The organism is Metabacillus sp. KJ11-3 (assembly GCF_055808295.1).
Genome location: NZ_JBVVRS010000004.1, coordinates 286,701 through 298,979, shown reverse-complemented (window position 1 = coordinate 298,979; position 12,279 = coordinate 286,701). Strand labels below are relative to the sequence as shown.

At 34.6% G+C, this 12,279-nt stretch carries 13 protein-coding genes and 1 pseudogene; 2 read left to right on the top strand and 12 right to left on the bottom strand.

Going from position 1 to position 12,279, the window contains the following annotated elements:
- Window positions 1-4 precede the first annotated feature (4 nt).
- The 4 genes from AC0L8O_RS28385 to AC0L8O_RS28370 all read right to left on the bottom strand — a co-directional run bounded on the left by AC0L8O_RS28385 (window position 5) and on the right by AC0L8O_RS28370 (window position 3,600).
- The gene (locus tag AC0L8O_RS28385) at window positions 5-679 is read right to left on the bottom strand and encodes a response regulator transcription factor (RefSeq protein WP_251685778.1); all 675 of its coding nucleotides are present in this window, start codon (window positions 677-679) and stop codon (window positions 5-7) included.
- Window positions 676-2,052: an ATP-binding protein gene (locus tag AC0L8O_RS28380; protein ID WP_251685777.1), complete on the bottom strand. Its 1,377-nt coding sequence runs from the start codon at window positions 2,050-2,052 to the stop codon at window positions 676-678. Before AC0L8O_RS28380 ends, AC0L8O_RS28385 begins: the two co-directional genes overlap by 4 nt.
- Window positions 2,053-2,210: 158 nt before the next feature.
- A complete protein-coding gene (locus AC0L8O_RS28375; protein ID WP_285844313.1) occupies window positions 2,211-3,365 on the bottom strand; it encodes a murein hydrolase activator EnvC family protein in 1,155 nt (384 codons plus the stop codon).
- A gap of 28 nt (window positions 3,366-3,393) precedes the next feature.
- On the bottom strand, window positions 3,394-3,600 hold the full coding sequence (locus AC0L8O_RS28370; protein ID WP_473449971.1) for a hypothetical protein: 207 nt from the start codon (window positions 3,598-3,600) through the stop codon (window positions 3,394-3,396).
- Window positions 3,601-4,010: 410 nt separating this feature from the next.
- Between AC0L8O_RS28370 and AC0L8O_RS28365 the strand changes: the two genes are divergently transcribed.
- Complete coding sequence (locus AC0L8O_RS28365; RefSeq protein ID WP_251685775.1) at window positions 4,011-5,645, top strand: multicopper oxidase family protein; 1,635 nt, start codon at window positions 4,011-4,013, stop codon at window positions 5,643-5,645.
- A 385-nt stretch (window positions 5,646-6,030) separates the two neighbouring features.
- Here AC0L8O_RS28365 and AC0L8O_RS28360 read toward each other — a convergent pair whose 3' ends face one another.
- The 4 genes from AC0L8O_RS28360 to AC0L8O_RS28345 all read right to left on the bottom strand — a co-directional run bounded on the left by AC0L8O_RS28360 (window position 6,031) and on the right by AC0L8O_RS28345 (window position 8,784).
- Window positions 6,031-6,552 carry a DUF2269 domain-containing protein gene (locus tag AC0L8O_RS28360; protein ID WP_251685774.1) on the bottom strand — a complete coding sequence of 174 codons (522 nt, stop codon included), beginning with the start codon at window positions 6,550-6,552 and terminating at the stop codon, window positions 6,031-6,033.
- Entirely contained in the window at window positions 6,527-6,796 is a 270-nt protein-coding gene (locus AC0L8O_RS28355) for a hypothetical protein (protein ID WP_251685773.1), read from the bottom strand. The genes AC0L8O_RS28360 and AC0L8O_RS28355 overlap by 26 nt, the downstream gene beginning before the upstream one ends.
- A gap of 213 nt (window positions 6,797-7,009) precedes the next feature.
- Window positions 7,010-8,074 (bottom strand): HAMP domain-containing sensor histidine kinase, encoded by a 1,065-nt coding sequence (locus AC0L8O_RS28350; protein WP_251685772.1) that lies wholly within the window; start codon window positions 8,072-8,074, stop codon window positions 7,010-7,012.
- A 2-nt stretch (window positions 8,075-8,076) separates the two neighbouring features.
- Window positions 8,077-8,784 carry a response regulator transcription factor gene (locus AC0L8O_RS28345; protein WP_251685771.1) on the bottom strand — a complete coding sequence of 236 codons (708 nt, stop codon included), beginning with the start codon at window positions 8,782-8,784 and terminating at the stop codon, window positions 8,077-8,079.
- A gap of 234 nt (window positions 8,785-9,018) precedes the next feature.
- Here AC0L8O_RS28345 and AC0L8O_RS28340 point away from each other — a divergent pair.
- Window positions 9,019-9,294: pseudogene (locus tag AC0L8O_RS28340) on the top strand (recombinase family protein); the annotation flags it as partial.
- A 304-nt stretch (window positions 9,295-9,598) separates the two neighbouring features.
- Here AC0L8O_RS28340 and AC0L8O_RS28335 read toward each other — a convergent pair.
- The 4 genes from AC0L8O_RS28335 to lgt form a co-directional block, all read right to left on the bottom strand.
- Window positions 9,599-9,697 carry a multicopper oxidase domain-containing protein gene (locus AC0L8O_RS28335; protein ID WP_251685790.1) on the bottom strand — a complete coding sequence of 33 codons (99 nt, stop codon included), beginning with the start codon at window positions 9,695-9,697 and terminating at the stop codon, window positions 9,599-9,601.
- A 155-nt stretch (window positions 9,698-9,852) separates the two neighbouring features.
- On the bottom strand, window positions 9,853-10,008 hold the full coding sequence (locus AC0L8O_RS28330) for a cupredoxin domain-containing protein (RefSeq protein ID WP_251685770.1): 156 nt from the start codon (window positions 10,006-10,008) through the stop codon (window positions 9,853-9,855).
- A 288-nt stretch (window positions 10,009-10,296) separates the two neighbouring features.
- Window positions 10,297-10,608, bottom strand: coding sequence for a cytochrome c biogenesis CcdA family protein (locus tag AC0L8O_RS28325; RefSeq protein ID WP_251685769.1), 312 nt, complete (start codon window positions 10,606-10,608; stop codon window positions 10,297-10,299).
- A gap of 668 nt (window positions 10,609-11,276) precedes the next feature.
- The gene (lgt, locus tag AC0L8O_RS28320) at window positions 11,277-12,065 is read right to left on the bottom strand and encodes a prolipoprotein diacylglyceryl transferase (protein WP_251685768.1); all 789 of its coding nucleotides are present in this window, start codon (window positions 12,063-12,065) and stop codon (window positions 11,277-11,279) included.
- Window positions 12,066-12,279: the final 214 nt, after the last annotated feature.

The following is a 12,279-nucleotide window of genomic DNA, read 5'->3' as shown; positions in this document are numbered from 1 at the left end:
TTCATTACTTACTAATCCATTTATATCCAACTCCCCAAATAGTAACTAGGTATTGATCAATCGGAAAGTTTACTTGTCTAATTTTATCCCGAATATTTCGGACATGGGAATCAATTGTCCTATCCTCAGTGTAAGTGTAATCACCCCAAATACTTTCTAGTAATTGTGATCGCGAAAAGACTTTATTTGGGTTTTTTAATAGTAATCCGATTAAAGAAAACTCTTTAGGAGTTAATTGAATTATTTGTTTTTCATAAGTTATTTCAAAGGATTCCTCATTCCACCACAATCCTTTAAAAAAGATTCCCTTTTTTTCTTTATCATTTATTCTTCTAAATAAGGCATCTATTCTTGCTAACAATTCTCCCTCATCAAATGGTTTCGTCACATAGTCGTCCGCACCTATATAAAGTCCCTTTACTACATCTGATTTTTGGTTTCTGGCTGTCAACATAATAATAGGGACATTAGAAAATTCTCTAATGTGACTGCAAGTGCTCCAGCCATCCAAATCTGGCATCATTATATCTAACAAAATTAAATCCGCATGGGAATTTTCCATATAGTCAATAGCCTTATGACCAGAATTTACTGTTATACAATGATAATAAGGGGATAAGTAAATACTTAATAAATCGAGCATCCTCTCTTCATCATCAACTAGCAATATGGTTTTCATACTGTCTCCTCCTCAATTGAAATAATAAATGTGCTACCTTTCCCCGGTTCACTTGTAAGCTCAATGTTACCTTCGTGTGATTCAATTAGTTCTTTCACAATCGATAACCCTAATCCTGTCCCTCCTGAATCTCTAGATCGGGATTTTTCAACCCTATAAAACCGCTCAAATATAAAAGGGACGTCTTCTTTAGGAATACCATATCCTTCATCTTTAATTTCAATTCGTACCTTCCCTTTTTCTCTTTTAACTGAAAAACTCGTTGTAGTATGTGGATCAGAGTATTTTAGTGCATTATTTAGTAGATTTAAAAGAATTTGTTCAAATCTTATAGGGTCTATCCTAACATTGACGTTCTCTTTGCAGATCAATTCTAGTTCGACCCCTTTTTCCTTAAAAGCTGGGAGCACCTTTTCATAAAGAGTGTGCAAGAAGAAACAAAGCTGTACGTTAACCCTCTCAATCACGAATGTATTTCTATCTATCTTTGCGAGATTAAATAAATCAATTATCATATCAGATAACTTTTCGGATTCCTCATAAATAATCTCGAGATATTGATCACGTTCTTTATCACTTAAATTTTTTCGTCTAGCCACATCTGCATAACCTTTAATATAAGTTAAGGGAGTTCTAAGTTCATGAGATATGCTTGCTAAGAATTCATTTCTCTCCTCTTTAAGGTATTTTAAATCATTAGCAAGAATTTTTATAGATTGGGACAAATCACCTAATTCATCTTTCCCCATCTTAGGCAAATGAACAGAAAAATCACCCATGCTTAATTTTTCGGTAGCCTTCTTCATACGAATAAGTGGAGTAGTTAATACTTTCGTTAAAAATAAAATGGTTAGTATTAAAAAAATACCAGTGATGATCGCTGCTACAATAAAATGATGGTTTAAATTTGTAATGATTTCTTGGACCTGATTCGTATTCTGAAACATATAGACATACCCTTTTTCATTAGCGTTTATTGAATAGGGAGTTACTGTAGAAATATACTTTTTATCTCTCCAACGCTGTTCTATTACTTTTCCATTACGTGGAACATTATTTAAATCATAAGATAAGATTTCTTCTTCAACAGGATCTAATTTAGAAGAACTAATGATGATGTTTTGATTTTTGTCTGTAACAATAACATCCATCTCACCACTTAGTTCCATTAAGGAAATATGTTGAAGAGTTTCGGGACGATATGATTCTTCAAGAACATCTCTATGATTGTTACCTCTTGCTTGTAACGCAGATAATTCTTCCTCAATCTTTGTAATTACGATGTTTTTATGAAGAAAATAGAGTAAAAATACTTCCATTAATAGCATCACAACTAAAAACCAAAAGCCCAATTTTAATGATATTTTGTTCAAGTCGAATCACCACTTTCTAAAAAAGGTTTTAACACAATATTGTATTAATACCAAAATTTTGTGCAGTTTTTAAGGACTTTTATAATAAAAATAAAAAACAAGTTTTTCGAAACCAGACAAAAAAATCCTAAAGTTAAGATAACTTTAGGATTTTTGTTTTATTTTAAATACGACATTGGGTTTACAGGATTTTTCCAGGCTCCATCATGGATTTCAAAATGAAGATGTTTACCAGTTGATTGACCAGTGTTACCCATGTATCCAATTTGTTGTCCTTGGCTGACCGTTTGACCGCTACTTACTAATCGAGAATCCATATGTGCGTAAACTGTCGTAAATACTTTTCCATCAATGTTGTGCGCGATAAAAACAGCGTTCCCGTAGCTAGTTGAATAGTATGAACGAATTACAGTTCCAGCTGCAGATGCATAGATTGGTACATCTGCTGCGCTATTTGCTATATCAATCCCACCATGCAATTTTCCCCAGCGCTGACCATATCCAGATGTGAATGTCCCTTGTGCTGGCCAAATAAAACTATTACTTGTTGTAGGCTTAGATTCTTCACTAGAAACTTGTTCTGATTTGGATGGACTTGGTTTACTTGATGTTTGTTCTGAAGCTGAAGTACTGGGTTTACTTGACGCTTGTACTGATTCTGAAGTGCTTTTTGCACTAGAAGTTTGCTTTGGTTCTGTAGTATTTACCGAACTTTTATTTGATTTCTTCAAAGAAGTTGCCATTTCTGCTTTTTTTTGTTTCTCTAGTTCTTGTAACTTCTTTTGACGTTCCATTTCTTTTTGAATAGCAACTTCTTGTTCAGCCAGAAATGCCTCTTCATCTTCTAAATCATAAAGAATTGATTCTGCTTTTTCATGATCAACATTCACTTGAGCTAATAATTTATCTTTTTCATCGATTTGTGTGCTTAATTGTTTCTTCAATAGCTCCAAATTATTTAATGTTATTTTCTGTTTATTTAGTTTAGCATTTAACTCTTCTTCGTTTTGATCTAGTAGTTTTCTATCTTTTTCATGTGCTAAAATGATTTCTTGATCAGCATTAACAATTGTTGTAACAACAGTTACACGACTAACCAAGTCACTAAAGTCTTGTGAACCTAGTATTACTTCCAAATAGCTTACTACCCCGCCACTCTCTTGTAGAGAACGTACACGGTCTTCTAAAAGAAGAGTTCGCTCTTTTATCCTTTGTTTTATTTCTCCAATTTGAACTTTTAATTCATTTATTTCTTTCCTAATATTATTGATTTCATTTTGATTCTGGCGAATTTCCCCATTTGTATCTGTCATTTGGCTATCAAGTCGTTCTATAACATCATCAAGCTTTTTTCTCTTCCTCTAATTTTAAAATTTCACTTTCCTTCATTTGAATATTAGCCTGCACACCTGAACGTTGGTTTTGAATATCATCTTTTTTCTTCATTAAATCTGAGCTTGCATAAACAACATTTTCATTAAAGGGTAGAATTAATGTGCTTGTTCCTATTAAAGTCACCAAGCTAAGTGACAGTACTTTCTTTCTCACCTATTATTCCTCCTATTATACTTTAATCTATACTCCTATCAAAATGGTAAGTTATATGTATTAATGATTAAGGACTACGGTTATGTTTTCTCTTTTTTCTAAAAATAACTATAGCATCAAATTCCAACAAAATTAGACACAAAAATTATTACATTTACATTTCAATTATTAAAATTGCAAAATATTATCGTTTTTTAGCAAATTAAATCTGATTGAATTTCAAAAAAATGAACCATGGTATTAAACAATTATAGTGAATGAACAATTTATTACTTCAGCATTTTTAACAATTTTTATTATAAAACTATAAATAATTTTTTTGAAATTCTATTAATCTTCAATAGTTCTCCATAAAATCTCCATATTGTTGTTATACAATCGATTTGAAAAATCATTTGGAGGTGTCAAATATGACTACAAGACTGATACAAACTTTTACCTTCTCTCTATTCATCTTCGTTCTTGCTTCATGCTCAAATACAACAAATGACATGGACCACAGTAATATGAATATGGACCAGGAACAAGAAGTGAAAGCTGAAAATACAGCTAATAAGGATATATTGCAGACCATCTCAACCGAGAAGATAGAAAATAATGAATTTACCTTGGTTGCACAAGAACGTAAGCATACATTAGCTGAAGGAAAAGAGGTAACTGCATGGACATTTAATGGCTCTGTCCCAGGACCAGAAATTAGAGTTCAGGAAGGGAAAAATGTCAAAATAAACCTAAAAAATGAATTGAAAGATCCTGTTACAATCCATTGGCATGGTTTACCTGTTCCAAATAATATGGATGGAATCCCTGGCGTTACAATGAATGCTGTCCAACCTGGAAATAGTTTCACCTATGAGTTTAAAGCATCTGTTCCTGGAACCTATTGGTACCATTCTCATCAAGATGGAGTTAACCAATTAGACAAAGGACTTTATGGTTCATTTATTATTGAAGATAAAGATGATAAAAAATACGATAAAGACTATTCTCTAGTTTTAGATGAGTGGATGAGTAACATGGAATCAATGCAGATGGAGGAAGAGAGTGCTGACTCTAGTGATATGGAAGGCATGGACCATAGCAACATGGATATGGGCTCTGAGTCAGAAGATATGAGTGATATGGGCACAAGCGAAGATGAAAACTCTGATGAATCGGCTGCCGGACATGATATGGAAACTATGTATGATACTTATACAATTAATGGTAAAAGCAGAGAGAGTGTTCCTCCATTATCTGTAAAAGAAGGGGATACCGTGAGACTTCGTTTAGTTAATGCTGGATTCATGTCACACAAAATTCACTTACATGGCCATGATTTTAAAGTAATTGGTACTGATGGTCAAGAAATAACTGATCCAGAAGTAATAAAGGATGAATTAATTTCTATAGCTCCAGGCGAACGTTATGACATTGAGTTCACTGCAGATAACCCTGGTTATTGGTACCTTGAATGTCATGGAGACATGGAAGCTTCACAAGGTATGAAAGCATTGATTCAGTATGAGGATTTTTCAGGTGAAGGTATTGATCAGCCTAACGAGAAAGAAAACTTGCCAACATTTGATTTAACTTCATATGGTAAAGAAAAGAAAGCAGAGTTTTCACTTGATCAGAATTACGACTTAGAGTATACAATGGACCTAAATACAGTATCGGATGAAAATGAAGAAAAGTATACAATTAATAATAAAACATATCCAAATACCGAAAATATTCAGGTTAAAGAAGGGGATTTAGTAAAAGTTAAATTGATCAATAACTCAGAAACTGATGATCATCCTATGCATTTACATGGGCACTTCTTCCAAGTGCTAAGTAAAGATGGAAAGCCAATTCAAGGATCACCCATTATAAAAGACACTTTGAATATTAAACCGGGAGAAGAATATGTCGTAGCATTTAATGCAGACAATCCTGGTAACTGGATGTTCCATTGTCATGATTTACATCATGCTACTGCGGGAATGGTAACACAAGTTACTTATGATGGATTTAAACCTGATTTTACTCCTGATCCTAATGCTAATAATAAACCAGAATAAATAGAATAGTACAAAGCGATTTAGATTGCTTTGTACTTTTTTAATCAAGTTATTCATCTGTTTAATTAATTTACAAATTAAAAAGTTTATAAATCAAAATGATTAGTCCAACTAGCTCAGAATAAGTAATTGTTTTTGTTGATGCACACTATGTTACTAAACGGCTAAACCATTCTCCTTTGAATTTTCTTCGATCGATTAAATCGATCGAAGAAAATTCATCGAAATAAGATTGGAGAAGCTTAAAAAAGCCGCATTTCTACATTAAATGCGGCTGTTTTCTAAATAAATGGGTTGTTTTTACACAAAAAACACATTTTACAAACTTAATGTTAATTGATTTTATTTTGGGTGTACTGGTCAAGTCGAGTAGGAGTCGCTGCACCTACAAATGCGCCTTTTTACGCTTCTCCTGCTGCTTACGCCACCCGTACCGGGTCATGCCCCGAGGCTTGTATACCGACAGTGTCATGATAATTAACAACACCAGTAGGCCGACCCCGGGATGAAGGAATTGGCCCCCACCCCCAAGTATGGCGAGATCGGTACTGGGGGCTGCTGCTATTCTTGCCATATAGCTAATTGGCTCCAGCTGTGTAAGCAAGACAAGGGTGGAAAATATGGTTAGCAGGAGTTTCGCAAAGACCCAGTAGTGTCGGAACAACCCCCACGAAGTACCCAGTGACATGATAAACCCAGTTAGCAGCGAGGCGAAGGACAAGGGGACAAGGGCGAACTTGATGATCGGCTCCATCGCGATAAAGGCTGCACGTACCGTCTGTGCATCCTGGCTATTCTGAGTGGCGACAACAAGAGCTAGGTAAGCTACGATCGCGCCAATCCAGCCGACCGAGGCAGCAATATGCGTGGTCAGCGCGAACTTACGTAGACGAGGTGACATTTTCATCAGTGGCTACCTCCAGTGGTTTGTGGCCACCATCATTACCTTTGTTATTCTCTTGCTCATGGTTTTGAGTCTGTTCTCCCCCAGGTAGGTGACGACCAGGGCCATGGTTACCACCTCCGATAAACATTAGGATGACCACCAGCAGAATTATGATGATCGCAATGATCCCAGATATCTTTACCCAGCGTGGTGTGCTTGGTGGTCGATCTTTTGTATCGCTAATTGAGTTTGGTAATTTACTCATTGAAATTTCCTCCTTTTTGATTGCATAACCTATAAGTGCAAAATCTAATATAGCAATGTTTTATTACTAAACCGCCTAACCTATTGTAAATGGGCAACATAAAACACTGATAAAATAAAAATAAAAAGTTATAAAGCAAATCTAAAGAATTATAAAGTGGCGTCTAAACAAAAAAACTTTCAGTGTCACCTGAAGGTTTTTTTAGCAAATTCTTTATATTACAAGCGGAAGCCTAAATCTAATTCCCAATCCTCCATAGTTTGAATGAAACGCGCTAATTTTGCCACCATGATGTTCAATTATCGATTTACTGCTTGCTAGGCCTAGTCCCGTACCACCATAATCAATTTGTCTGGACTTATCGACCATAAAAAATTTATTGAATAGAGAAGACATGTCTTGATTCGGCACTCCCACACCATCATCCTCAATCTGAAAATACGCATAATTTCCCCGCGTATACCCGCTCATATAGACTTTAAGATCTTTCTTTTCTCCGTATCTTACAGCGTTGCTAAAAAGGTTTCCGTATACTCGCCGTATCATATGTTCATTAACCATAATTAGCTGTTTTGGATTGAAGGAATGATTCCATTTCATTTTATAATCAAAGCTTGATAATTCGGTTTCATATTCAGCTGCGATATCTTCAAACAATCTATGCGCTTCTACCGCTTTCATTTCAATCGTTTCCAGTGTAAGCTCGTCCTTGGTAAATGCAGAGAAAGCGTCGATCAGCTCAACCATGTGCTTTGATTTTTTTAAAATAAGCTGATAATGTTCCTGTTTTTCCCTTTCGGCTAGATTTTTCTGCATGGAGAGCAGCTCCATAAATCCCATAATGGTCGTAAGCGGAGTCTTCAAGTCGTGAGCTATTGCTGCAATCATATTGACCTGTTCCTTATGTGCCTGAAAAAGTCTTTCTTCCATCTCATTAAAATGATTGTACAGTTCCCCGATTTCATCCTTCCTTCTTGATTGAAGAGAGGTACGGGAATACCCGATATTTACTTTTGTTAGCCTTGAATTAAGGACCTGGATCGGTTTAGTAATGTTGAAGTGAAAATATAGGATTAAAACAACAAACATCAAGCCTATTAAAATACTTAGAAACAGAAGCATTTGAAAATGAAGCGGACTAAATATATTTCCTTGCCACATGTGCCCTTCATTTGCTACTAATGATTTTATATATAAAACTATAAAGATGGCGATCAGCAAAAACATCAGCAGAAACATCAACAGAAACAGTATAGGAAGCTTGATTTTTAGCTTCATGTTCATTCATTCCTTTCAACATATTTGTATCCGACACCCCAGATGGTTTTTATAAAATCATATTCCTTGCCGAGTTTATTTCGAATATTCTTGATATGCACTGTGACGGTGTTCAATTCTCCATACTCGTCTCCCCAGACATTTTCATAAATTTGTTCCCGAGTTAGGACGTTATTAGGATGCTTCGTGAGAAAGGATAAAATCTGAAATTCTTTGGTCGATAACTCTAGCTTTTGATTATTTAAATAAGCTTCAAACGTCTTTTCATTCAGCACCAGCGGAGAAATTGAAACTTGAGTATTCATATCCTTTTCTTGACTGAGACCGCTCCATTCCTTATACAATCGGTCTACCTTTCTGAAATAAGCTTTGATCCGCGAGGTAAGCTCTTGTACGCTGAACGGTTTGGTCACATAATCGTCAGCGCCTATTTCTAATCCTATAATCTTATCCATGTCCCTGTCGCGAGCGCTTAACAAAAGAATGGGTATGTTGTAATCATTTCTGATACTCCTGCAGACTTCCAACCCATCCATTTCTGGCATCATGATATCTAACACGATAAAATCAACCTTGTTTTCTTTCAAAACTGATAAAGCTTCTTTTCCCGAATAAGCCGATATCGCTTTAAATTGTTCGAATTTTAGGCTTTCTGTGATTAGCCTTACAATATCCCGATCGTCATCGACGATCAAAACCGTTTTCTCCATTTTTTCACCAGCTCTATTAGTTTTTTATTGTTTATTCATAGTATCAAAGAAATTCCTCTTGTGTCAGCACTTTATTGTTCAAATGGAATCCTCGCTTTCCAACCAATTGCTACCACATTTTGTACTTCATGTATATAGCCGAGGGGATGTTATGAGTATCCTCCACTATAATCCGACTTATGAAGTTATAAAAAACAGTTAAGTAATATGGGTTTTCTAAACGATAATCCGAATACCTATGTTGCTGATCAAGAACGTAAGAAAATTCGCCAGAGACAAGCTGAGGGTATCGCTGTAGCTAAATCTCATGGGAAACACTTAGGGCGCCCTCAAATAAACCTTTCCATCCTGAGTAAGAAACAGCGGCAAATAATAGAAGAAAACCATTCAAAATGGAGAAACGGAGACATAACAGGCGTTATGTTTATGGAGATGTTAGAACTGAAGAAAAACACGTTTTATAAAATAATGAAGGAATATGATGAATCAAAGAGCACCCAGCTTATATGAAATACTTTTTTGTTCTGGGTCATGTTAAAAAAATGACTTTTAAGGGGAAATGGCGGCAAAAACGTTGTATGCTACCTTTACCCCTAGTAAAGCGTACCATCCAAATCAAAAGATAACTAGTAAACAGTGTAGTAAATTAGGGGTTTAATGATATATCAATAAAAATCGATGTCAAATACCCTCTTTTATATGATTAATACACATATAAAAGAGCCAGTGCGAATCTTTCACACTGGCTCTTTTAATATTTATTTTTTCATGTTTAGTGGTATATTGGACCACCCAAATATTTTTAGATTGAAGTTTATTCCACCTTTACATAAGCGAACATGCCGTTATCTTCATGTTCAAGAATATGGAAATGGATCATATACTCGCCCTTATACTTAAATTTTACAGCTATTTTTACTGTCTCATCTCTCTTTAGTAAGAAACTGGCCTTCCACCTGCTTATTTTCCGGGGGCTTTTCTCCTTTTTGGAAAATATATTAAATTAAGTTCCGTGAATGTGGACGGATGGATGGTTCCTCCCACCATGTCCGGTTTATAGTAAAATTCCTACACTTCAGTGACACCTTGTTCTTGAGTGAAATCAATACTTTCACTATCAAATTTCTTTCCATTTATCGTTACTTTGTCCATCATCCCAAAGAATTCCACCTTATTTGTAACTGGCAGGTTCATCTCGTCTTCTATTATTGAAAAACCATTCATCTCTTCAGGAATGCCACTATCTTATCCACTTTGACAAAAACTTCAGTCGGTAAAAAAATAGATCCGTCCTATTTATTAACCCCAAGTCATCTTCTTTCCACTTCATAACTTAAAGCCTCACGAATTTTTACAATATTTAATTTACAACTTTTCTTTATAAGATTTATTTCGATTGTAATTAAAATCCAGCAAACCCACCAAAAAAAGGAATTAAAAAGGTGATGATTTTTATCATCAAATCAAAATACAATAATACTCCCATCACTATCATTAATACGACGCCAATGATCATAAAAATTGCACTTTTCTTTTTAGAAAATTCATTTTTCCAATAAAAAATGACATTAATAAAAATGGAATTGAAAAGACTAAGATATAGAAAATCATATAAAGCAACCCTTTACCTGGTTCGGTAACCCCTAATGCAATAACACCTGCTAATATTGGACCAGTACATGGAGTCCATCCAGCCGCATAACCTAAGCCAATTAAAGCAGAACCTGAGTACCTTGTAGGTCTCTTTTTAAACCGTATTTTCTTTTCAGAAAGCAGTAGATCAAATTTTAGAATGCCTGTAATGACTAAACAAAAAAACACCATTATAATAGCACCCAGTTGTTTTAGTAAATCCTGATTTGTATCAAGTAGCCTTTATTATTTAAAAAGAAGTTTGGCAAATAAGTCACAATTTCAACTCTATTACCATTGCCTAAACCATACTTTTTTCTCTTGCAAACCTATCATAATCCTTCCAAAACTTTCTTCTGTCTCTTTGTCTTCTAAACTAAAAATAAATCACCTTTTTGATAGGTTTCCATAATAAACCTGACACTGCTTAAATAGTATTTTCCATAATTCCTAGTATGATAGCTGTTTCACATTCAAGAATACAAATCATTTACATACATATGGCTTCATTGTCATTTAATACGTTCCAACTACTGCTAATAATGCCCCGATAATTAACATTATAAAAAATGTAAATGTCTTACTGTTCTTCATCCAGAGAACCTCCAGTTTACTTGAATACAAAACAAGATACCTTTCTTCTTTCTTATTCTCCTTATACATTGACTTCTCAATTTACTCCCTTAATCATCCGACAAAACGTACAGCATTTTTAGCCTCATAAAAAAGTGTGACTAAACCTAACTAATTACCAGTTTTCCAAACATCTTAATCATTTGTTTGAGTTCCTTGATTTCTTATTTGATTTTTTCATCAATTTTTTTTGACCTTTTCCTTGTATCCAAATATCTTTCATCTCCTTAACCTTTTATTCGACGGAATATGATAAAACCAATTGATACAACAATTAATACAATTGAAATCACTTGGGCCATTCTTAATGTTTCAGTTAGCATTAAGCTATCTGTTCGCATCCCCTCAATAAAAAGTCGACCGACTGAATACCAAATTGCATAGCTAAGAAATATTTCACCTCTTATTAAGTTCACTCTTCTTAACAAAATCAAAACTGAAAATCCTAGTAAATTCCAAAATGATTCATATAAGAAGGTTGGATGGTAATATTGCCCATTAATATACATTTGATTCACAATAAATTCAGGAAAAAAGAACCCTTCTAAAAATTCACGTGATACAGGTCCACCGTGTGCTTCTTGATTCATAAAGTTTCCCCAACGTCCTATCGCTTGAGCAAGGATAATGCTTGGTGCTGCTATATCTGCTAGCTTCCAAAAGGAAATCTTTTTGGCTTTCGCAAATATGAACCCTGTCACAATTCCACCGATTAAACCACCATGAATTGCTAATCCACCCTCCCAAATTTTCACGATGCTTCCTGGATTTTGACTATAATAATCCCATTGAAAAATGACATAGTAGGCACGTGCACAGATAATGGCGATAGGCAGTGCAAATAAGATTAAATCAACAAAGGTATCTTTATGAAGGCCTCTTCTTTCACTTTCTCGAACTGCTATCCAAAGTCCTAGTAGAGCACCAACTCCAATAATTAATCCATACCATTGGATTTGAAGTGGACCCAACTCTAAAAATGTTGGATCAAGTGGTTGAATACTTTCTTCCATCATCTCATCTCCTAAAAGATTTTTTGTTTTATTATTAAGATAGAGAAAGGATCTACAATTGTATCAACAATTCTCTTTAATTCCCTTTCCTTTTTGTCCAATTTTTTGGCTCATAAACTGAAAAATATAAACCTGTATCATTCATAATTGAATTAGGAAAGGATTAATAACATAGATGACATTTGAAAAATATCCCGCTGTCATCATATAATGATTA

Excerpts from the sequence above, each read along its gene's own strand:
- AC0L8O_RS28355 (WP_251685773.1), bottom strand. The coding sequence starts at position 6,796 with ATGAGTAAATTACCAAACTCAATTAGCGATACAAAAGATCGACCACCA.
- AC0L8O_RS28345 (WP_251685771.1), bottom strand. The coding sequence starts at position 8,784 with ATGGAGAAAACGGTTTTGATCGTCGATGACGATCGGGATATTGTAAGG.
- AC0L8O_RS28375 (WP_285844313.1), bottom strand. The coding sequence starts at position 3,365 with ATGACAGATACAAATGGGGAAATTCGCCAGAATCAAAATGAAATCAAT.
- lgt (WP_251685768.1), bottom strand. The coding sequence starts at position 12,065 with ATGATGGAAGAAAGTATTCAACCACTTGATCCAACATTTTTAGAGTTG.
- AC0L8O_RS28350 (WP_251685772.1), bottom strand. The coding sequence starts at position 8,074 with ATGAAGCTAAAAATCAAGCTTCCTATACTGTTTCTGTTGATGTTTCTG.
- AC0L8O_RS28365 (WP_251685775.1), top strand. The coding sequence starts at position 4,011 with ATGACTACAAGACTGATACAAACTTTTACCTTCTCTCTATTCATCTTC.
- AC0L8O_RS28325 (WP_251685769.1), bottom strand. The coding sequence starts at position 10,608 with ATGGTGTTTTTTTGTTTAGTCATTACAGGCATTCTAAAATTTGATCTA.
- AC0L8O_RS28330 (WP_251685770.1), bottom strand. The coding sequence starts at position 10,008 with ATGAATGGTTTTTCAATAATAGAAGACGAGATGAACCTGCCAGTTACA.
- AC0L8O_RS28385 (WP_251685778.1), bottom strand. The coding sequence starts at position 679 with ATGAAAACCATATTGCTAGTTGATGATGAAGAGAGGATGCTCGATTTA.
- AC0L8O_RS28360 (WP_251685774.1), bottom strand. The coding sequence starts at position 6,552 with ATGAAAATGTCACCTCGTCTACGTAAGTTCGCGCTGACCACGCATATT.